The 20,907-nt window shown below is 63.0% G+C and carries 14 protein-coding genes and 3 rRNA genes; 9 read left to right on the forward strand and 8 right to left on the reverse strand.

What is annotated here, in order from left to right; all coding sequences use genetic code 11:
- Window positions 1-219: 219 nt before the first annotated feature.
- From CP557_RS18255 to rrf (CP557_RS18265), 3 genes are all read left to right on the forward strand, one after another.
- Window positions 220-3,140, forward strand: a 23S ribosomal RNA gene (locus CP557_RS18255).
- A gap of 129 nt (window positions 3,141-3,269) precedes the next feature.
- Window positions 3,270-3,391: ribosomal RNA gene (gene rrf / locus CP557_RS18260) — 5S ribosomal RNA — on the forward strand.
- 65 nt (window positions 3,392-3,456) lie between these two features.
- Window positions 3,457-3,578, forward strand: a 5S ribosomal RNA gene (gene rrf, locus CP557_RS18265).
- A 117-nt stretch (window positions 3,579-3,695) separates the two neighbouring features.
- Here rrf (CP557_RS18265) and CP557_RS18270 read toward each other — a convergent pair.
- From CP557_RS18270 to CP557_RS18285, 4 genes are all read right to left on the reverse strand, one after another.
- Window positions 3,696-5,042, reverse strand: coding sequence for a ribonuclease J (locus tag CP557_RS18270; RefSeq protein WP_097381225.1), 1,347 nt, complete (start codon window positions 5,040-5,042; stop codon window positions 3,696-3,698).
- Window positions 5,043-5,417: 375 nt separating this feature from the next.
- Entirely contained in the window at window positions 5,418-7,346 is a 1,929-nt protein-coding gene (locus CP557_RS18275; protein ID WP_097381226.1) for an aldehyde ferredoxin oxidoreductase family protein, read from the reverse strand.
- A 272-nt stretch (window positions 7,347-7,618) separates the two neighbouring features.
- Window positions 7,619-7,804, reverse strand: coding sequence for a DUF1328 family protein (locus tag CP557_RS18280; RefSeq protein ID WP_097381227.1), 186 nt, complete (start codon window positions 7,802-7,804; stop codon window positions 7,619-7,621).
- A gap of 111 nt (window positions 7,805-7,915) precedes the next feature.
- Complete coding sequence (locus CP557_RS18285; protein ID WP_097381228.1) at window positions 7,916-9,802, reverse strand: bacterio-opsin activator domain-containing protein; 1,887 nt, start codon at window positions 9,800-9,802, stop codon at window positions 7,916-7,918.
- 105 nt (window positions 9,803-9,907) lie between these two features.
- On the opposite strand from CP557_RS18285, the gene CP557_RS18290 reads away from it, so the two are divergent.
- Both CP557_RS18290 and CP557_RS18295 read left to right on the forward strand, forming a co-directional pair.
- A complete protein-coding gene (locus tag CP557_RS18290; RefSeq protein ID WP_097381229.1) occupies window positions 9,908-10,099 on the forward strand; it encodes an HVO_0649 family zinc finger protein in 192 nt (63 codons plus the stop codon).
- 193 nt (window positions 10,100-10,292) lie between these two features.
- Complete coding sequence (locus tag CP557_RS18295) at window positions 10,293-11,393, forward strand: hypothetical protein (RefSeq protein WP_097381230.1); 1,101 nt, start codon at window positions 10,293-10,295, stop codon at window positions 11,391-11,393.
- A 101-nt stretch (window positions 11,394-11,494) separates the two neighbouring features.
- Here the strand turns inward: CP557_RS18295 and CP557_RS18300 are convergent, their stop codons facing one another.
- Window positions 11,495-12,076 carry an NUDIX hydrolase gene (locus CP557_RS18300; protein ID WP_097381710.1) on the reverse strand — a complete coding sequence of 194 codons (582 nt, stop codon included), beginning with the start codon at window positions 12,074-12,076 and terminating at the stop codon, window positions 11,495-11,497.
- A 227-nt stretch (window positions 12,077-12,303) separates the two neighbouring features.
- On the opposite strand from CP557_RS18300, the gene CP557_RS18305 reads away from it, so the two are divergent.
- Entirely contained in the window at window positions 12,304-12,579 is a 276-nt protein-coding gene (locus CP557_RS18305) for a PadR family transcriptional regulator (protein WP_097381231.1), read from the forward strand.
- A gap of 86 nt (window positions 12,580-12,665) precedes the next feature.
- On the opposite strand, the gene CP557_RS18310 is transcribed toward CP557_RS18305, so the two are convergent.
- From CP557_RS18310 to CP557_RS18320, 3 genes are all read right to left on the reverse strand, one after another.
- A complete protein-coding gene (locus CP557_RS18310; protein WP_097381232.1) occupies window positions 12,666-12,896 on the reverse strand; it encodes a DUF7511 domain-containing protein in 231 nt (76 codons plus the stop codon).
- A gap of 270 nt (window positions 12,897-13,166) precedes the next feature.
- Window positions 13,167-13,892: a hypothetical protein gene (locus CP557_RS18315; protein WP_097381233.1), complete on the reverse strand. Its 726-nt coding sequence runs from the start codon at window positions 13,890-13,892 to the stop codon at window positions 13,167-13,169.
- A gap of 221 nt (window positions 13,893-14,113) precedes the next feature.
- A complete protein-coding gene (locus CP557_RS18320) occupies window positions 14,114-14,389 on the reverse strand; it encodes a hypothetical protein (protein WP_097381711.1) in 276 nt (91 codons plus the stop codon).
- 268 nt (window positions 14,390-14,657) lie between these two features.
- Between CP557_RS18320 and CP557_RS18325 the strand changes: the two genes are divergently transcribed.
- The 3 genes from CP557_RS18325 (at window position 14,658) to CP557_RS18335 (ending at window position 20,765) form a co-directional block, all read left to right on the forward strand.
- On the forward strand, window positions 14,658-15,047 hold the full coding sequence (locus CP557_RS18325; protein ID WP_097381712.1) for a PPOX class F420-dependent oxidoreductase: 390 nt from the start codon (window positions 14,658-14,660) through the stop codon (window positions 15,045-15,047).
- Between the two features lie 96 nt (window positions 15,048-15,143).
- A complete protein-coding gene (locus CP557_RS18330; protein WP_097381713.1) occupies window positions 15,144-16,724 on the forward strand; it encodes an acetolactate synthase large subunit in 1,581 nt (526 codons plus the stop codon).
- A gap of 183 nt (window positions 16,725-16,907) precedes the next feature.
- Window positions 16,908-20,765, forward strand: a complete 3,858-nt coding sequence (locus tag CP557_RS18335; protein WP_097381234.1) for an Eco57I restriction-modification methylase domain-containing protein — start codon at window positions 16,908-16,910, stop codon at window positions 20,763-20,765.
- The last annotated feature ends 142 nt before the right edge of the window (window positions 20,766-20,907 follow it).

Genomic DNA, 20,907 nt, shown 5'->3' on the forward strand with positions numbered 1-20,907 from the left:
GCCGATCGAATCGTGCCCCTTAAGTGGGGCAAACGACTTCGATCTAATCCGAACAACGAACCGATGCACCACCTCGTGTAAACGCGGGTGGGAAGGGTTAATGCATGCCGCGTCTACGGCATGCAGATGAGACCGTGTGTACGTGTAGTCCAGGCGTCCACTGGACCCGTTCCCGGGTCACTACGTGGTCGTAACTTCTGGTTACGACTGCCGATCCGATGAACGTGGCTACTGTGCCAGCTGGTGGATCGCTCGGCTTGAGAGCTGATGAAGGACGTGCCAAGCTGCGATAAGCCTGAGGGAGCCGCACGGAGGCGAAGAACTCAGGATCTCCGAATGGGAATCCCCACCGCAATTGCTTCGCGCAATGGGGAACGTCGAGAATTGAAACATCTTAGTATCGACAGGAAAAGAAAGCAAACGCGATGTCGTTAGTAATGGCGAATAAACGCGACACAGTCCAAACCGAAGCCCTTACGGGCAATGTGGTGTTCGGACTGACGATCACTTCCCGAACTGCGACGCGAAGTCTCTTGGAATAGAGCACGAAACAGGGTGACAGTCCCGTATCGTCGAGTAGTACGGAACGAGTCAGTTCCAGAGTACCGGGGGTTGGATATCCCTCGTGAATATCGCGGGCATCGACCGCGAAGACTAAACACTCCTCAAGACCGATAGCGAACAAGTAGCGTGAGCGAACGCTGAAAAGCACCCCACGAAGGGAGGTGCAATAGGGCGTGAAATCAGTTGGCGATGGAGCGACAGGGCACACAAGGTCCCGGACAAAACGAACGAGGCGCGAGCCTCCAGTAGGAAGTTTGGGAAGCCGGTGTTCTGTCGTACGTTTTGAAAAACGAACCAGGGAGTGTGCCTGTTTGACGAGTCTAACTCGATTATCGAGGAAGGCGTAGGGAAACCGACATGGCCGCAGCACTTTGTGCGAGGGCCGCCGTGTTCAAGCGCGGGGAGTCAAACGGGCACGACCCGAAACCGGACGATCTACGCAAGGGCAAGATGAAGCGTGCCGAAAGGCACGTGGAAGTCTGTTAGAGTTGGTGTCCTACAATACCCTCTCGTGACCTTTGTGTAGGGGTGAAAGGCCCATCGAGTCCGGAAACAGCTGGTTCCAACCGAAACATGTCGAAGCATGACCTCTGCCGAGGTAGTTCGTGGGGTAGAGCGACGGATTGGGGGACCGCACTCCGAGAGGAGTGCGCCCCCCTGTCCAACTCCGAACCTACGAACGCCGTTTGACGCAGGGAGTCCGGTGCACGGGGTAAGCCTGTGTACCGTGAGGGAGACAACCCAGAGCTGGGTTAAGGTCCCCAAGTGTAGACTAAGTGCGATCGAAGGTGGTCTCAAGCCCTAGACAGCCGGGAGGTGAGCTTAGAAGCAGCTACCCTCTAAGAAAAGCGTAACAGCTTACCGGCCGAGGTTTGAGGCGCCCAAAATGATCGGGGCTCAAGTCTACCACCGAGACCTAGCAGTGCGGCTCACACCGCAATCTTGTAGGTTGGCGTTCTGTTCGGGTGGAAGCACGGGTGAGAACTCGTGTGGACCGTTCAGTAACGAAAATCCTGGTCATAGTAGCAGCGTTAGTCGGGTTAGAACCCCGACGGCCGAACGAGTAAGGGTTCCTCAGCAATGCTGATCAGCTGAGGGTTAGCCGGTCCTAAGTCTGCCCGTAAGTCGAAGCAGACAACAGGGAAATAGGTTAATATTCCTATGCCAGTGTGCACTCAAAGCTGACGCTTTGGGGCCGCCTGAGCCGGGCTTTCGCCCGGTCGAACTGTCGAAGAGCGTGGAAGCCGTAATGGCACGAAGCGTTCGAATGGCAGGATCGCGCAAGTCAGGTCTACCCAGAGCCCGTGAAAAAGCGAGCACACTGTCCGTACCGAGATCCGACACAGGTACTCATGGCGGCGAAAGCCAAGGTCTGTCGGGATCAACCGACGTTAGGGAATTCGGCAAGTTAGTCCCGTACGTTCGCAATAAGGGATGCCTGCCTCGCGAAGAGGCAGGTCGCAGTGACTCGGGCGCTCCGACTGTCTAGTAACAACATAGGTGACCGCAAATCCGCAAGGACTCGTACGGTCACTGAATCCTGCCCAGTGCAGGTATCTGAACACCCCGTACAAGGGGACGAAGGACCTGTTAACGGCGGGGGTAACTATGACCCTCTTAAGGTAGCGTAGTACCTTGCCGCTTCAGTAGCGGCTTGCATGAATGGATCAACGAGAGCGCCACTGTCCCAACGTTGGGCCCGGTGAACTGTACGTTCCAGTGCGGAGTCTGGAGACCCCCAAGGGGAAGCGAAGACCCTATAGAGCTTTACTGCAGGCTGTCACTGAGACGTGGTCGCCATTGTGCAGCATAGGTAGGAGGCATTACACAGGTACCCGCGCTAGCGGGCCACCGAGCCAGCATTGAAATACTACCCGATGGTGACTGCGACTCTCACTCCTGGCGGAGGACACTGGTAGCCGGGCAGTTTGACTGGGGCGGTACGCGCCTGAAAAGATATCGGGCGCGCCCCAAGATTTCCTCATCCGCGTCGGAGACGCGGAAAAGAGCGCAAGAGCATATGGAAGTCTGACAGTGTCCGGCACAACGACGGACGCTGACGCGAAAGCGTGGTCTAGCGAACCAATTAGGCTGCTTGATGCGGCCAATTGCTGACAGAAAAGCTACCTTAGGGATAACAGAGTCGTCACCCGCAAGAGCACATATCGACCGGGTGGCTTGCTACCTCGATGTCGGTTCCCTCCATCCTGCCCGTGCAGAAGCGGGCAAGGGTGAGGTTGTTCGCCTATTAAAGGAGGTCGTGAGCTGGGTTTAGACCGTCGTGAGACAGGTCGGCTGCTATCTATTGGGGGTGTTACGGTATCTGACGGGAACGATCGTATAGTACGAGAGGAACTACGATTGGGTGCCACTCGTGTACCAGCTGTCCGGAAGGGCACGTGCTGGGCAGCGACGCACCACGGGGTAAGAGCTGAACGCATCTAAGCTCGAAACCCACCTGAAAAAGAGATACCATTGAGATCACTCGTAGAAGACGAGTTCGATAGACTCGGGGTGTACGCACCAAGGCAACGAGGTGTTGAGCCCGCGAGCACTAACTGATCAAGCCACACATTCATACTACATCGCATTGGATCCGTGACGCGAGAACGGGTCCGGACGCAAACTGGACTACACGTATACTACGGTCTTGGACACACCGACCGATATTGGAATGACGACGGTTCGATTCCGTTGATCGGCGTTACGGCGGCCACAGCGGCGAGGTACCTCCCGTACCCATCCCGAACACGGAAGATAAGCTCGCCTGCGTTACGGTGAGTACTGGAGTGGGCGACCCTCTGGGAAACTCGTTTCGCCGCCACCACTCATATCGACCAATACGGTCGACCGATCGTGGTCTGACGGCGGTTCGATTCCGCCGATCGGCATTACAGCGGCCACAGTGGCGAGGTACCTCCCGTACCCATCCCGAACACGGAAGATAAGCTCGCCTACGTTTCGGTGAGTACTGGAGTGGGCGACCCTCTGGGAAATTCGATTCGCCGCTTCCATTCATTTCAACCCACACAGCAACTGCTGTGTGGGTTTTCGTATTTGTTTCGAGACAGCGACACACCGGTTGCTACTACGAGGTCTTCAAGAGGTAAAATAACCGCAACCGGATCGGTCTATACTAACTGGATGACGTTTCCGTTCGAAGTCACGTGGAGATCTCGTCCAAGCTTGTACCCCTGATTGGTTGCCAGATCGACGTATCCCGAAAAGCCGCTCATGTTCTGGTGGGCTGGGATGACGTGCTCGGGTTGCAGTGCATCGAGCATCTCGTAGTGGCCCTCCTGACAGAGGTGACCGGAGACGTGGACATCGTCGTAGATCCGCGCTCCCTGCATGCGGAGTAGCTTTTCGGCCTGGTAGCGCTGGCCCTCGTTGGTCGGTTCCGGAATGACGCGAGCGGAGAAGACGACCTTGTCACCGTCCTCGAGTTCGTAGGGCGTTTCGCCACGACCCATCCGTGTGAGCGTTGCTCGAGGCTCACCTTGATGGCCGGTGACGACGGGGAGGAAGTTCTCTTTCCCTTCGTTCATGATTCGCTCGAAGGTCTGTTCGATGGATTGACGGTAGCCGACCATTTCGACGTCGGAGGGGAAGTCGACCCCGATCTGTTTTGCGGTACCGGAGTAGGTTTCCATCGAGCGGCCGAGGAGGATCGGTGTACGATCGATATCGCGAGCGAATTCGATCAGCGATTTCACGCGGGCGATGTGACTTGAGAAGGTGGTGGCGACGATGCCGCCGTCGTAGTCCTCCATGCTGTAGAGGACGTCCCGGAGGTGTTCGCGGGCGACGTTTTCGGACGGCGTTCGGCCCTTCTTGTTGGCGTTGGTACAGTCCTCGATGTAACAGAGGACGCCCTCTCCCTCGCGGCCGATCTCGCGGAAGCGCTCCATATCGATCGGGTCGCCGATGACGGGCGTGTGGTCCATCCGTTTGTCGAGTCCGTAGACGACCGCGCCTTCGGGCGTGTGGAGGACCGGGTTGATTGCCTGGATAATCGAGTGGGTGACGTTGACGAACTCGAGTTCGACTGCGCCGGAGTCGCCGATCGACATCGTTTCGCCGGCGTCCATCGCGACGAGCTCGTTTTCGGTATTGAACTTCCCCTCCTCCTCGAGTTCGCCCTTGACCAGTTCGAGGGTGAACGGCGTCGCGACGATGGGTGCGTCGTATCGGTGTGCGAGTTTGCTGATCGCACCGATGTGGTCGAGGTGGCCGTGAGTGGGGACGATCGCTTTGACGTCACCTTCGAGGTCGCTCATGACCCGGTCGTCGGGAATGGCTCCCATATCGATCAGGTCGAGGCTGTGCATGCCTTCGGTTCGGATGTTGTCGTGGATCAGGACCTTCGACAGGTTCAGTCCCATGTCGAAGATCACGATGTCGTCACCGGCGCGGACAGCCGTCATCTGTCGGCCGACTTCCTCGTAACCGCCAATCGTTGCAATTTCAATTTCCATAGCTGGGGCCGATCATAGCAGTCCTGTGGACAGTGTGTAGCCAGAACGGCTACTGGGGGGCATCTCGAAACGTGAGTACGTATCGATCACGTTGTGGGTGTGCCCTTCCACGCGTTGACTGCAGGAATGTGCCGGAAACTGTGCCGGAGTCGATTCTGCAGCAGGCGTGGGGCTCCACTCGTCCGAATCGAACGGGGAGTCCCAACTGCGCCACGGACGGCGCCTATTTCGGTTAGTAGAATAACGACTCTCCCGACGTAAGTAGTTCTGGGTTTCACGGAGAGCGATGGCCACACGGCGAGCGGATCGGTCGGCAGTGGTACCGATCGGCCTGGCGGAACCCGGTATTCCGCGATCGGCGTTCAGTACCGTCGATCAGTCGTCGCTGGGTGCTGGTGCAGCACCATCGTCGGCACTGACGCCCGTGCCCGGCCCGATATCGATTCCGAGGTCGTCGAGTTTCTCGTCTGGGACGACGCCGTCGACCCAGCCGCGGTGCTCGTAGTACTCCGCCTTCATCTCGTCGAGTTCGCAGTACTCTCCCTCGCTGGCACCCTGGCCGCGGATGCCGTCCTCGAGGAACCGCGCTGGCAGCGAGTCGTCAGCCCCGTCGAAGCCGTTGAGGTTGTTGTAGTATCGCTCGAGGTTGTAGACGCGTTCGCCGGCCTCGAGGAGCTCTTCCTCGGTGACGTCGCGGCCGGTCATGCCGTTGTACTGCAGGACGTACTCCTCGATGCCTTCGGCGAAGGCGTTGAACTTGCAGATGTCGAACGAGTCGCTGATGGCGTGGAGGTCCTGGAACTGGGCGGTGAGTTCGCCCTTGCCCTCGTACTCGTAGGGGTCGACCTTCTCGGGAACGCCGAGGATTTCCGCGGCGGGCGTGTACCCACGCAGGTGACAGGCACCGCGGTTCGAAGTGGCGTAGCCGATGCCCATGCCTTTCATACAGCGCGGGTCGTAGGCGGCGATCGTCTGGCCTTTGACCGCAAGCGAGTTCTCGTGGGCGTCTTTCCGGTCGGCGACCCGGCGTGGCCCCTCGGCCAGCAGATCCGCGAACTCGTCCTCGCGGCGGGCGATCCGCTCGATCATGTCGATCATCGTCTCGGTGTCGCCCCACTCGAGTTCGCCGACGCCCTCGAGTTTGCCCTCCTCGGTCATCTCCATGGCCATCGCCATCATGTTGCCCGCGTCGATGGTGTCGAGGCCCATGTCGTTACAGCGCTCGAGCATGAGGGCGATCTTGTCGCGGTCGGTGTGGCCGGAGTTGGGGCCGAGGGCGTAGGCCGATTCGTACTCGTAGGACTCGGTCCGGACGTTCATCTCCTCGCCTTTGTGCATCGCCGTCACTTCGACTTCCTTCTTGCAGGCGACCGGACAGGAGTGACAGGTCGGCTCGTCGACGAGGATGTTCTCGCGGACGTTCTCACCGGAGACGCGCTCGGCGTCGATGTCGACGCCTTCGGCCTCGCGCATGCTCTTCGTCGACGTGTATTTCCCGTTCTTCGTCGGGAGGCCGTCCATCTCTTCGCCGATGTTCATCAGGACGTTCGTGCCGTACATCGAGAGTCCGCCCTCGTTGGGTGCGGTGACCTCCGACTCCGTGATGGCCTGCATCGCCTGCTGGTGCCCCTCCTTGAATGTCTCCGGATCGGCCGGCTTCGGCATCTTCGTCGTGGATTTGACGACGACCGCTTTGAGGTTCTTCGACCCCATCACACAGCCGGTCCCGCCCCGGCCGGAGGCGCGATCGTCCTCGTTCATGATGCAGGCGTATTTGACCCCGTTCTCGCCGCCGGGGCCGATCCCCATGATGCTGAGATTCTTCCCGTAGGAGCCCTCGACTTCGTTTTCGATCGCGTCCCGCGTCTCGTGAAAGCCGTTCCCCCAGAGGTGGGATGCGTCCCGAAGTTCGACCTCGCCGTCCTCGACGACGGCGTAGACCGGGTCGTCGGCCTGCCCTTCGAAGCAGAGGCCGTCGAAGCCAGCCCACTTGAGTCGGGCTCCCGACCAGCCGCCGTGGTGGCTGTCGGTGACGGTGCCGGTCAACGGCGACTTCGTACAGACGGCGATCCGGCCGCTCATGGTGACCTGTGTGCCCGACAGCGGCCCGTTCATGAACGCGAGCAGGTTGTCGGGTTCGAGCGGATCGACGTCCGGCCCCTGGTCGAAAACGTACTTTACCCCCAGCCCCCGCGCACCGATATACTTCTTCGCGTCCTCGTCGTCGATCGACTCGTAGGCGACCTCCCCATCCGAGAGATCGATGCGGGCGACCCTGTCTTGAAATCCGCCGAGTTCAGTCATGGTAAACGCTCGTTCTTATCTACGACCTCCAGGCTGTTAGTCGTTCCCAACCCCACGTAACCGAAACCGGTTGTACGAGCGGCGCTCCGGTCACTCGAAATACCGCGGGATGAGACGGCAGTTAATTCTGGGGTACCTCCGGCTGAGTCCGGCAAGAACTGCAAAAGCGTAACCGTCATCGCTCACGCCGACCCGTCGGCCACGTCCCGTCGTCCACTGGTCAATGTCGTCCCCAGCATGGCACTCCACGACCGTACTCCGGACGGTGCCGGCTACAGGAGGAGTGCGACCACCGCGAGGATGATAAAGATCAACACGAAGATCCGCGCGATCTCCATCGAGATACCGGCGACGCCACGGGCACCCACGGCAGCGGCAACGATTGCGAGGACGAAAAAGATGATCGCCCAGTACAGAAGTCCGCCGCCGGCCTGAAGCGGAGTTGCGAGCGTGAGCATACCGAATCGCTCCCACAACGAGATATATAAACACCGGTGACCGTCCGAAACCGTTCCCGTGGCTAAGCCGTGACTACAGGTCTCGACCCGTGAACGTCGTCGAGCGACGGATCAGGCGTCCCCCAGGAATGCCTGACACAGTTTCGCCTCGGCCGTCCGCAGGTGCTCGTGGAAGGTCGGCCGCGAGACGCCCATCGACTGGGCGAGCTCCTCACCGGTCGTCGGTCGGGGCCACTCGAAGTAGCCGCCGAGATAGGCTCGCTGTAACGCGCCGAACTGGCGGTCGGTCAGCGCCGCTTCGAGGCGAGCGGCGAACTCCTGGCGGGTTTCGGGGTCGCGCTCGCGCTGCCGGAACGAGAGGACGTCGGTTCCCGCGTACCGATCTTCGATCGCCTCGACGACCGAGCGAACGTCCGCCGAGCGGGGGATCTCCAGGGTGATGCGCGCTCGGCCGCTCTCGCTCTCGATGGCTTCCGTGCGGACGCCGCGCTCGGAGAGCCAGCCGACGAAGTCGTCGGCACCGGTCAGTTCGATCAGACACTCCTCGTCGCGCTCGACGACGATGCTGCAGTCGACGTCGGACAGTCCGTCGACGGCAGCGACGATCTCGTCGGCGCTCGCGCCGGTGACGGTAAACAGCGACGCCGTCTCGTCGCCGGTTCGGTGGACCGAGCGGCGGTACTCCAGCCGACAGTCGGCGTCGGCCGAAAGCGCAACCGGTGGTAGGGTGCGATCCGTCAGGTCGAGTTCGACGGCGACGACCGCGTCCGTTGCGAGCATTCGGCTCGTTTCACGGGCGTTGACTCCGCTGGCGACAGCGCGGGCGAGCGCGGAGAGGATGACGGTCTCCCGGTCGTCGACTGGACGGCTGCGATCCATACAGACCGTCAACACGCCGTACTCGATCCCGTTGTACGACAGCGGAAACGCAGCGTGAGTCGTCCCCTCGACCGTTTCGACGGTGCGGTCGTTCGTCGACAGCGTCCGTGCGACCGGGTGATCCCCGTCGGCCGGCAGCCCCTCGGGTGAGACGCCCGCGCTCGAGCGGACGTCTATCGCGCCGGTCGCAGGGTTGTGTTCGCCGATCCAGGCGCCCTCGTAGGCCTCTTCGGCGGCGATCCGGGCACAGACTTCGGCCTCGAGTTCCGAACGGTCGGTGGAGCCGGCGACGACGGAGGTGACGTCCTGGATCAACCCTTCGACGCGGTCGAGGATGTACTCGAGTTCATCGGTCCGTTGCTCGAGGGCGATTTCGGCTTCCTTGCGTGCGGTAACCTCGTTCTGGAACCCGACGTAGTTGGTCACGCGACCGTCTTCGTCCCGAACGGGGGCGATCGTCACCTCGTTCCAGAATTCGGTGCCGTCCTTGCGGTAGTTCTTGAGTTCGACGGTAACCGGCCGATCCTCGTCGATTGCCGCTGCCATCTCGGCGATGGCCTCCTCCTCGGAGTCCGGTCCCTGCAGGAACCGACAGTTCCGGCCCACGACCTCGTCGAAGTCGTAGCCGGTCATCTCCTCGTAGGCGGCGTTGACGTACACGAGCGGATTGTCCTCGAGGTCCGGGTCGGAAATAGTGATCCCGACGGGTGCCTCCTCGAGCGCGCGATCTTTGACTAGCCGATCGCTTACGCTCGTCGGTGCGGGCGACTCGTCGGTATCGCTCCCGGAACCGGCCACGCCGCCATCGAACGTGATCGTTGCGCCGTTTGCCCCCCGATGAATCCGGACGCGTCCGCCGTCGTCGAAGTCGACCTGCCGGGCGGTACCGACCGTCGTTTCGTCGATCATCGTGTGGAGCCGGTCCCAGTGCGTGCCGAGTGCGGTTGCCGCATCCCGATCAGCGTCGCCGAGTTCGAACGCGTCCTGGGCGGCTTCGTTCGCGTACGTGATCGTCCCCCCGGAAACCGCCACGACCGGATCGACGACGTGCTCGAGGGCCCGGACCGCCCCCGAAGCGTCCCCGATGGTGCCACCACGTTTCGTGTCGACATCGTCCATGGTTGTTCCTACGGACGGCTGCCTAAGAACGGTTATGATTGGACGACAGGTACCCGTCGACGAGCAGGCTAGAGTGTTATATAGTATCATGGTGTATAATAACACATGTCAGTGCAGAGATCACCGTTCGAGCGACTTCGAGAGAAGTTCGACGACTCGGAGCTTCGCTGCCCGGCGTGTGGGTACGTCGACACGGACGGCGGTTGGCGCGTCACTGCATCGGGCAGTCGGGTCCGATACCAGTTCGTCTGCCCGACCTGCGATGCCGTCGAGACGAGGGAACTCCGCCTCAAGTGATCATCCGGGGTAACCGATGTCTCCGCCCGCCATGGGCCAGGCGTTCGAGGAGCGGACGCGACGTTGATTTCCCCATCAACGATCGATTCAACGCTCGTAAACTCTTTTTTCCCGAGAAAACACGTTCTTGAGGACGCACAATCTCGTAACAGTCGGCCCGTTTTAGCCCGACAACGGCTGTACGTCGGCCCGTATGGTTTCACAATCGCGAACACTCGGTGTCGCGTTCGTCGCGCTGTTGGTCGTTCTCGCGGGGGGTCCCGCCCTCGTCGGTGGCGCGACCACGGCCGCGGACGACGACGCCGGAGACATGAGCGACACGAGCGCAACGCTCGAGAACGTACAGGTCGGCACGCTCGAACTCGAGAACGTGACGATCGAGAACGCGACGATCGACGAACTCACCGTCCAGCAACTGGAGGGACAGGGCGGTGAGGAGCTCCGACAGCAACTAAACGAGAGCGAATCCAACGGGGGCAATCAGTCCGCAGGGAACGAATCCGCGGGCGACCAAGCCTCCGGAGTACTGCTGTCGGATGTTTCCCTCGAGACGCTAGCACTCGAGAACGTTTCCATCGAGGAACTCGAGGATGGGAACGGCATGACCGGTGGCAACGAAACCGCCGCCGAAGGCGAGGACGCTGGCGAAAACGAGTCGTCGACCGCCGGCGTCGCCCAGCTGGTCGAAGCCGAGTCCGACAACCTCACCGTCCAGAACATGACGATCGAGTCGATGACGACCGATCGGCTGACGATCAACGATCTGACCGTCGAAGACGACGGCGGGGGAGTCCTCTCCGGCATCTCCGACTTCATCGGCGGGCTGTTCGGCGGCGACGGTGACGGCGGCGGCACGAACGAAACCGCCGGTCAGAACGCCAGCATGCAGGAGGTCGAGGAGCTAACCGTCGAACAGTTCGACGTCGACGAGATCACGGTCGAGTCGATGACGATCGGCAGCCTCGAGAGTCAGGGAGACGGTGCCCAGACGGCCGAAAACGAGACCGAGAACGAAACCCTGACGACCGAAAACGAGACCCAGACGACCACGGGCGAGACGATTCCGTTGCTCTCGGCTGGGTCGATGACGATCGACAACGTTTCTGCCGACACCGTTACGATCGGTGAATCCGAGGACATCCAGGAACTGCCCCGGCCATCGCCAGGTAACGAAACGGCGAACGAACCGATGAATGAAACGGCGAACGAAACGGCGAACGAAACGGCGAACGAAACGGCGAACGAAACGATGAACGAAACGGCGAACAAAAACGAAACGACGGCGCTCGGCTGACCGAGACGAGTGGGGCGTTTCAACGATCCGTCTCTAGTAGCCACTGAAAGTCACTGCAGACCTGACTGCGTGACGGCGTTGCGGTCAGTGTGTCACTCGTTTCAGTGGCTACTATAGCCGCCGTCCGAGCCGCTCGACTCCTCGAACAACCGATAGTACGAGAGGGCGAGGACCGTCCGGCCGTCGCGGATCTCGCCGTCGGCCACCGCGTCGGTCAGGTCCGCGAGCGAGCGCTCGGTCACCCGAATGCTCTCGTTGTGATCGAGTTGCTGTTCGGCGGTCGGCCGGCAGCCACGAGCGACGAAGAAATGCAAGACGGCGTCGGCGATCCCGTTTGCCGGCTCGACGGTCACCAGTGGCTCGAGTTCGTCGGCTTCGTAACCGGTCTCCTCGGCGAGTTCCCGGCGTGCCGAGGCCTCGAGATCCTCGTCGTCCGGTTCGACCCCGCCGACGGGGAGCCCGCGGCTGATCCGTGAGACGGCTTGTCGCCATTCCTCGATACAGACGACGGTTCCGTCGGGCGTAAACGGTAGGATACAGACGCTCGCGGGCTCCGAGAGGTAGTCGAACTCCGATTCGGTCCCATCGGGGAGTCGAACGGACTCGTTAACGACGTCGAATCCCGGACAGGTGTAGGCTACTCGGCGCCCGCCGGTCTCCCAGGCGAGTGGGTCGGTTGGCATAGCGGTCGGTACGGGGGTGAACGTCAAAAACGCCGCGTCATACACGGTCTCGAGCGTGGATTCCGTCGGCACTCTCGGAAACACGACCGCTCGTCCGTTCTCACACGTCGACTGCCGTGGGACGCCACCGGCCGTCTCCTATGCGGTGCGTTCCGGTTGCGAGGTGCCCGTACCAGCCCTATAACAAAGCCACGGCGTAGTGAAGGTCGTCATTCAGAGGGTGATCCATGGATCAGCTAACTGGCTTCCAGCGTGACTTGTTGTACGTGATCGCAGGGAAAGACCGGCCGTCAGGGCAGGACATTCTCGACGACATCAATAGCTATATCGACCAGCCGGTCACCCACGGTCGGCTGTATCCGAACCTCGACACGCTCGTCGAGAAAGAATTCGTCGAGAAGGGCGCGCTCGATCGGCGGACGAACTACTACGCGCTGACGCCGAAAGGCCGACGCGCGCTGCAGCGCCGCCAGAAGTGGGTCGACCAGTACGTCGACGTCTGACTTCTGGCCCTGTTCTCTCGCGCGTCGTTCACCGGGCTCCCGTCGCCGCCGGTCGAGATCGTACCGAGAACGCCTCGCAGCTGTCATCAGCGGACATCGTCGAGATCGACGACGGCCTCGAAATCCACGGTCAGCCAGGCGTTTAGTTTCTCCTCGGTTGTTCCGTTGTGGGGGACGAACGTACAGCGATCGTTGCCGGACTCGTAGCGAACGACGATGGCATCGAACGCCGCCGGGTCCGCCGGGTCGTTCCCGTCGGTGCCGGCGATACGGTCGTGGACGGTTCCATCGTCAGTTCTGTTCGGAGGGCCGTTCATAGGTGGTCCAGGCGAGCGCCGTCGCCACCTTCCCGTAGGCACAGACGGTACAAAACGGCTGCTAGTTCCGATATAGAACGCTCCCCTCCGGTGGGTACCGATCCGGATCCCCCTCGAGCCATCGAGTCGGGGCCGTAACGGAGTCGGACGGGGTACTAAACGGTCGAAACGACACCGTACACTCCCCGAGTCGGTGACAGCGATCCGTGTTCGCCGTCTCTGGGAACCGGTACACCGAGTTACACACCGCTGGCAGCCCGCAGCTATGGACTAGTCGTCGAACTCGATCGTCTCGAGGTCGGCCTCGAGGTCCTCGACGTACTCGTTGAACGCAGCGACGAACGCGGGGACGTCCTCGGCGAGCCGTCGAACCTCGGGGGCCGGTGGCGGGCCGTACTGCGAAAGAAGGTAGATCCCGTCGGAGCCGCCGACTCGCAGGTAGGAGGCGACGTCACCGTCCCACTTCAGCTCCCAGCGGGTCCCCGAAACCGTCGTCGCGTAGGTGCCGTACTCGCCGTCGTACCGGTGCAGCTGGCTCGCGATCGCGTTGCCGACGTCGCGGATGCGGTCGACGATCCGATCCCGTTCGGCGACCAGTTCGGCCGTCGATTCGACCGCGGGGAACTCGTCGGTGACGCCCTCGAGGACTCCGTCGAACGACCGGACGTACTCGTTGTAGGCCGCGACGAACGCCCCGTAGTCGTCCAGTGCCCGTTCGAGCGCGTCGGGTTCGGGTGGCTGTTTGCTCGAGACGACGTACGTCTCCGACCCGGATTTCGGGTCGAACTTGAGATACTGGACGTCGCCGCCCTCGTACTTGAGCGTCCAGCTCCCGCCGTCGGTACTGAACGTTTCCTGTCCGTAGTCGCCGCCCTGCAAGACGGCGAGTTCCCGCGCGATCTCGCCGGCGTGTGTCCGGACGCGAGCGGCCAACTCGTCTCGCCGCTGTGCGATCACGTCCGTTCCTTCGATGTCCGCCTCGAGTCCGTCGGTCATTGTCCACGAGAGGGACTGACCGCCAGTAACGGTTGTGAATCGAAATTACCGCGTCGGTAGAGACGGACGAGTGCGTGACGACGAACGGATGGGGCCCCTACCGGTGTCAGGAACGCCGAAATACGCGTCGCGGACGGCTTCACTGACCAGCACGATGTGGCCCACCAGCGCCTCGCCCTCGCCTCGAGTCGTGAGCGAACAGCCGTGAGTGGCCGATCGAATCACTCGGATTCGTTGGTTTCGTTGGTCTCGTTCATTCCGGTCTCGTTAGTCGCGTTCGTTCCGGTTTCGTTGGTCTCGTTCATTCCGGTCTCGTTGGTCTCGTTTTCCATATCCTGACCGTTGCCGGTCCCCTCTTCGGCTTCGGTTTCGTTGTCTTCTTCGGTCCCACCGTTTCCGCCGCCCGGACCGCCACAGCCGGCAATGAGGGCGGTCGAGACCGCTGTCCCTGTTAGCGTCAGCATTCGCCTGCGAGTCGACGGCTCCTGTGCAGTCATACTGGTGGAGTCGCAGCCGATGTGCATAAGCTGTCAGCCGACATATGCGTGGTCGACGAGGCGTTCGGCACTATCGGCGGTCGCTGTCCCTCGATCGGCCGAGACCGCATCGTCTCCGTTTCCGTACGATCGTAGTCAGCAGTCTAGTAGCAACTGAAAGTCATTGCACACCTGATCGCACGACAGCGTTGCGATCTGTGTGTGAATCGTTTCAGTTGCTACTATCGTTTGGCAGTAGATACATCAATGGGGCTAGTGAACGATGGACATGGCATCGATACCCGAAGAGTTCCACGACCTGTTCGAAAAGAAGACGTTCGCCCACGTCGCGACGTTAACCGAGGAGGGGCTCCCCCACGTTACGCCGGTATGGATCGACTACGACGCCGACGAGAACCGGCTCCTTGTCAACACCGAACGCGGCCGCCAGAAGGAGCGAAACGCTCAGCACAACTCCGGCGTCGGCGTCAGTATGACCGACCCGGACGACCCCTATCGGCATCTCTCGGTGATCGGGGAAGTCGACGAGATAACGACCGCGGGTGCTCGAGCACATATCGACGAACTTGCCCTGCGATACATGGATACCGAGGAGTATCCGAACCCGATCGAGACGGAACGCGTCCTGCTGCGAATTCGGCCGGACCGCGTATTGTGACGCGGAGCGTCCACCCGGCGAAACGGCTCGAGCGCCGTTCCTATCGGATTTCTTGGAGGGGGACGATTAATGGACAGCGGTGTGGTCGGGACGCCCATGCAGACGGCATCCGACCTGCTCGTTAGCTGTCTCGAGGCCGAAGGCGTCGACCGCGTCTTCGGGGTTCCGGGCGAGGAGATCGAGGACCTGCTGTTCTCGTTGCGCGACTCCTCGATTCGGTTCGTTCCGACGCGCCACGAACAGGGAGCCGCGTTCATGGCCGACGTTCACGGCCGCCTCACTGGGGAGGCGGGCGTCTGCTGCTCGACGCTCGGTCCCGGCGCGACGAACCTCATAACTGGCGTCGCCGACGCCCAACTCGACAAGAGTCCGGTCGTCGCGATCACCGGCCAGGGGAGTCGGGAGCGACTGCACAAGGAGAGCCACCAGGCCCTGGATATCGTCGACGTCTTCGAGCCGCTCGTCGCGTGGAACTCCCAGATCGCCGAGCCCGAGATCACGCCCGAATCGGTGCGAAAAGCGTTCAAGACCGCCGAATACGAGAAACCGGGCGCGACTCACCTCGAGTTCCCCGAAGACGTCGCGAGCGAGGCCGTCGACGCCGACCCGATCCCGACTCGCGATCCGGTTCGGCGACCGGATCCGGACGCGGAGTCGGCCCGCCGGGCGGCGCGGCTGATCGAGGCCGCCGACCGCCCGATCGTCCTCGCGGGCAACGGCGCGGTACGGACTCGCACGTCGGAGCACATCCGCGCCATCGTCGATCGCGTCGGGATTCCGGTCGTCGAGACGTACATGGGAAAGGGCTCGATCTCCGACCGCGAGCCGGCCTCGCTGATGACGCTCGATTCGGGGCCCGAAGGCGAGGCCGAACTGGCGATCGAACGGGCCGACTGCGTCGTCGCCGTCGGCTACGATATCGCCGAACACGATCCCGCGGGCTGGAACCCCGACCTCGAGAAGACGATCGTCCACGTCGATTACGAACCCGCAGAGGTGTATCGACACTACAACCCGGACGTGGAGATCGTCGCCGACGTGGGCGCGGCGCTTTCCGCCATCGACGAGCGCCTGCCCGACGAGGCGTGTTCGCTGTGGTGTGGCGACCTCCACGACCGGCTGCTCGAGGCAGTGACCGAGGCCCCGGCGGCGGACGATCCGGTGACGGTGAGAAACGCGTTGCCGCTGTTGCGCGAGACGATGGCCGACTCGGACGTCCTCGTTTCGGACGTAGGCAGTCACAAGATGGCGATCGCCCAGTCGTTTCCGACCTACGAGCCGAATACGTGCGTGATCTCGAACGGCCTGGCGAGCATGGGAATCGCCGTTCCGGGCGCGCTCGCGGCCGATCTGGCGGTCGATTCGAACGTGGTCGCTGGGACCGGCGACGGCGGTTTCATGATGAACGCGGCGGAACTCGAGACCGCGACGCGGCTGTCGTGTGGCTTCACGACCGTCGTCTTCGACGACGAGGATTACGGACTGATCTCCGAGAAGCAACGCGAGCATCGCGGCGAGCACGTCGGCACGGCGTTGACGACGCCCGATCTGGTGACGTTCGCCGAGAGCTTCGGCATCGAGGCCTATCGCCCCGACACGTGGGCCGAGATCGAGGCGGCGTTCGCCGAGGCCGTGCCCTCCGACGAGTTGGCGGTGATCCACGTCCGACTCGAGTGATCGATCGCTCGACCGTTCGGGATCCCGAACCGAAGCCGGCCCCATCGGCGCCCGAGGGCGAAGCGACTCGCGTTCCGAACCCGATAGCCTGGGCACGAACGTTACAGTCCTGGCCGATGCAGAGGTATAGAACGGCGTCGACGGCAGCGACATCGACGCTCCGATCGCGGGTTCGACGGATAGATGCAGCGCTCACCGACGTACCGCACCAACCGCGGCCTGTTCTCGACGCGCTACCTCGAGGAACGGCTGCCCGAGACGAACGCCTGGGACGCGGTCGACGAGGGCGAGCTTCGGGCGGCCTACGACGACCTCAGAACTCGATTGGCGGAGACGGAGGGGGCGTCGGCTCGAAGCGACGCCGCGCGAACCGAGCGGTTCGTCCGATCGGTGTTTCGGACCCTCGAAATCCCGTTTGCAGTCGACGAGGGCTCCGATCGAACCGATCCGCGGCCCGACTACGGTTTCTTCCGCTCCGCGTCGGCGGCCCGCGCCGCGTCCGGTCGACGGCAGTCCGGCGGCGAGTTGTATGCGGATGCGGTTGCCGTCGCTCACTCGACGCGATGGGGACGCCCGCTCGGTGGACACGCGAGCGGCGAGTGGACGCGCGCGTTCGATCCCAGCCATCGGCTCTCCGCGTCGTTCCGGGAGACGGCCACCGAGTGGGCCCTGCTCACCAACGGGAAACGGTGGCGGCTCTATCACGCGTCGACGGGCAGCCGGTTGGATGCCTACTACGAGATCGACCTTCCGACGCTCCTGGAAACGGGCGATCTCGAGGCGTTCAGGTATTTCTACTGTTTCTTTCGCCACGAGGCGTTTCTCGAGGCTCCCGACGGCGAGTCGTTTCTCGACGCGGCGGTCCGCGAGAGCGACGCGTTCGCACGCGAGCTCGTCGCGGCTCTCGAGGAAAACGCCGCCGAGGCGCTCGCGGTGCTCGCCGAGGGGTTCCGCCGGCACCCCGACAACGATCTCGGCGAGAGCGACCTCGAATCGCTTTTCGAGGGGGCGCTCGTCTACCTGTATCGTCTGTTGATCGTCCAGTACGCCGAGGCGACCGGCCACGAACCGTTCGAAGCGACCGACGCGAGTGGTGAGCGATCGGGACGCCACAGCGCGCTCGAGCAGGTGATCGCCACGGACCGTGACGACGGCACCTCGACTGACGGTGACTGCCAGCGCGCGCTCCAGTCGCGTCTGGACGACCTGTTTCGAACTATCGGTTCGGGGGCCCGATCGCGTGAGGGGTCCGAGACGGCACTCTCCCCGCCGGCATATCCGGGCTGGCTGTTCCGCACTGCTCCCAGCGCGGATGACAGACAGGAACTGCGATTCCTCGCGACCCATTCGATCGGTGATGCCGCCCTCGAGCGGGTCGTCGAGTTGCTCACCCGACGGCCGGCTCCGGCCGGCGAGGGAACGACGACCATCGACTACGCCTCGCTCGATGGACGCCACCTCGGGAGCCTCTACGAGCGGTTGCTCGAGTACGAACTCGCCCTCGCCGGGGAGTCGCTGACGCTCGAGGCAGCGGAGTACGGAGCCACCGGGGTCGCCGCGAGCGTCGAAGCGGGCGAGGTGTACGTGACGACTGGCAGCGGCGACCGGAAGGCGACGGGGTCGTACTACACGCCCGAGCACGTCGTCTCCTACGTCGTCGAGCGGACGCTCGAGCCCCTCGTCGACGACGTCCGCGAGGAGACGCGGGCACGGGACGCTCCGGGCGAGCCCGGGTTCGCCGCGGCGTTTACCGACCGGCTCCTCGAGGTAACCGTGCTCGATCCGACGATGGGGACGGGCCACTTCCTGACACACGCCGTCGAGTTCCTCGCTCGGGAGCTCGTCGCCGCACACGCGACGCGGGCGGATCGTGAGGCCGTCGCCGACGAACGCGACGTTCACTGGGCGCGCCGAGCGGTCGCCTCGCGGTGTGTCTACGGCGTCGACTGTGATCCGCTGGCGGTCGAACTGGCGCGGACGTCGCTGTGGCTGCGGACGCGTGGCGCTGGTGGCTCCCTCGAGTCACTCCAGCGCCACTTGCAGACCGGGAACGCGCTCGTGGGAACCAGCCCCGATCGCGAGATCCCGCGTCCCGATCGCGAGCGGCCGGACGGCTGCGACAGCACGGCGATGGCGGGGGATTCGCCGGCGGGCGACGCGTGGAACCGGCGTCGAGACCGGCTCGAGGCGACGGCGAACGTCCGGACGGCACGCGAGTTCGGGCTGGACGGCGTTCCGGACGACGCCGTCGAACGGGTAGCGTCCGCGGTCGACGACGACGAGGCGTGGACCCGGCTCGCTGGCACGGGGTGGTTCCAAACGGCGCAGTCGTGGGCCGACATCGAACGGTGTTTTCACTGGCCGCTGGCGTTCCCGGAGGTGTGTGATGACGGCGGCGGGGCCGAAATCGGCGGAAGCGGGTTCGACGCGATCGTCGGGAATCCGCCGTGGGTCGCCACGGCGGGTCGGAGCGACACGAGCGCGAGCATGGGGACGGAGCTTCGATCCTATCTCGCCAGTACGTTCGAGGCCACCGAGAACCAGTTCGACCTCGCCGTCGCGTTCTACGAGCAGGCGATCCGGCAGTCCCACGACGGCCGCGTCGGCATCGTCGTCCCCGATTCGATCCTCACCCGCGAGGGGAACGAACCGATTCGGGAGTTCGTCCTCGAGAACGCGTCGCTGTCGCGAATCGTCCGGATCGGGACCGCGTTCCCGGACGCCGAAACGGGGGCGGTCGTCTGCATCAGCGGCGACGACGACGGCGGGGTCCGCTGTGCGGATGCGAGCGATCGGACGATGCTGGCGTCGCTTTCGTACACCGTGATTCCCGAGCGGGTTTTCGAACAGCGTGGTTCGACCCGGTTTCTGCTCTCCCTCGACGAGGAGGCGCGATCGATCCTGGAAACGGTCGACCGACGACCGCCGCTCGCGGCGTTCGCGACGGTTTCGCGGGGCGAAGAGAGTAGCAAGCGGGCCCCACATCTGTCCTCGAGTCAGCAGCGATCGGGGGACAGTCGGCCGATCGCACCCGGGAGCGCGGTGTGTCGCTACGGGATCGACGCGGACGACCTCCGCTATATCCGAGCGGCCGACGTCGCGAAAGACGAGGGGCAGTATCGCGGTCCGAAACTCGTCTTCAGACAGACCAGCGATTCGCTCGTCGGGACCTACGACGCGACCGACCTGGTCACGATCAAGTCGGCGTACACCATCCACACCGGATCGGGCTCGAGCGACGAACTCAAACACGTGCTCGGCGTGCTGAACTCGCCGCTGTTGAACTTCTATCACCACTACACGCACGCCGCGTACCGATCCGTCTTCCCCCAGATCAACCAGTCGACGTTCGAAGCGTTTCCCATCGCGATCGAGGAGGGGCCGGATCCGGCACTCGTCGAGGCAGTCGACGACCGACTCGAGCGGACGGCCGAGCGATCGGCGATCTCGCGGAACGTCCTCGACTATCTGGGACAGTACGAAGATGGCGCGTCACTGGGGTCCCTCTCGGGTTGTCGCCCCGTCGCGGGCGTCGGGGCGACCAAACTCGCCGCCACGACCACGGAGTGGGCCGATCTTCGACTCGGAACGATCGACGTGACAGCGGAGGGTCGGTCGATCGCGCTGTCGGCGAGCGTTCGATACAAACCCGACGAACGCGGTCTCGATACCGATCAGTGGGGGTACACGGAGACCGAGCCGATTCCGGCGCTCGAACTCGGTGGCAACGACGCCGAACGGCGATTGCTCGTCGAGAGCTTCCTCCCCGCTGCCGTCGACAGGGCTCGTGGGTTCGCCGGGTTCAGAAAACCCGCGACCAAAACGATCTCGCCACTCGAGCGCCTCGAGGCGGTGAGACTCCCTCGCCTCGAGGACGTCGTGGACGGGCTACGCGCGTTCGGAGGGCGCCGCGCCCGCGCCCGACGACTGGACGAGCGGATCGCGGAACTCGATCGTCGGATCGCCGATCGGGTGTTCGATCTCTACGGGATCGCCCCCGAGAGCCGGGAACGGATTCGCCGCGAATTCGGGGGTCGCTGACTCCGGAACGGGCTGGGTCACGGTCGTCGACCGGCACGGACGGAAGGATTCTTCACCGGGTACACTTATACAGGGGGTATGCCCGAAACAGGATCGGTCGTGGCCACAGCACCGGCGAGTTCGCAAACGGATCGTGATACCC

The sequence above is a fragment of the Natrinema ejinorense genome, from assembly GCF_002494345.1.
GTDB lineage: Archaea > Halobacteriota > Halobacteria > Halobacteriales > Natrialbaceae > Natrinema > Natrinema longum.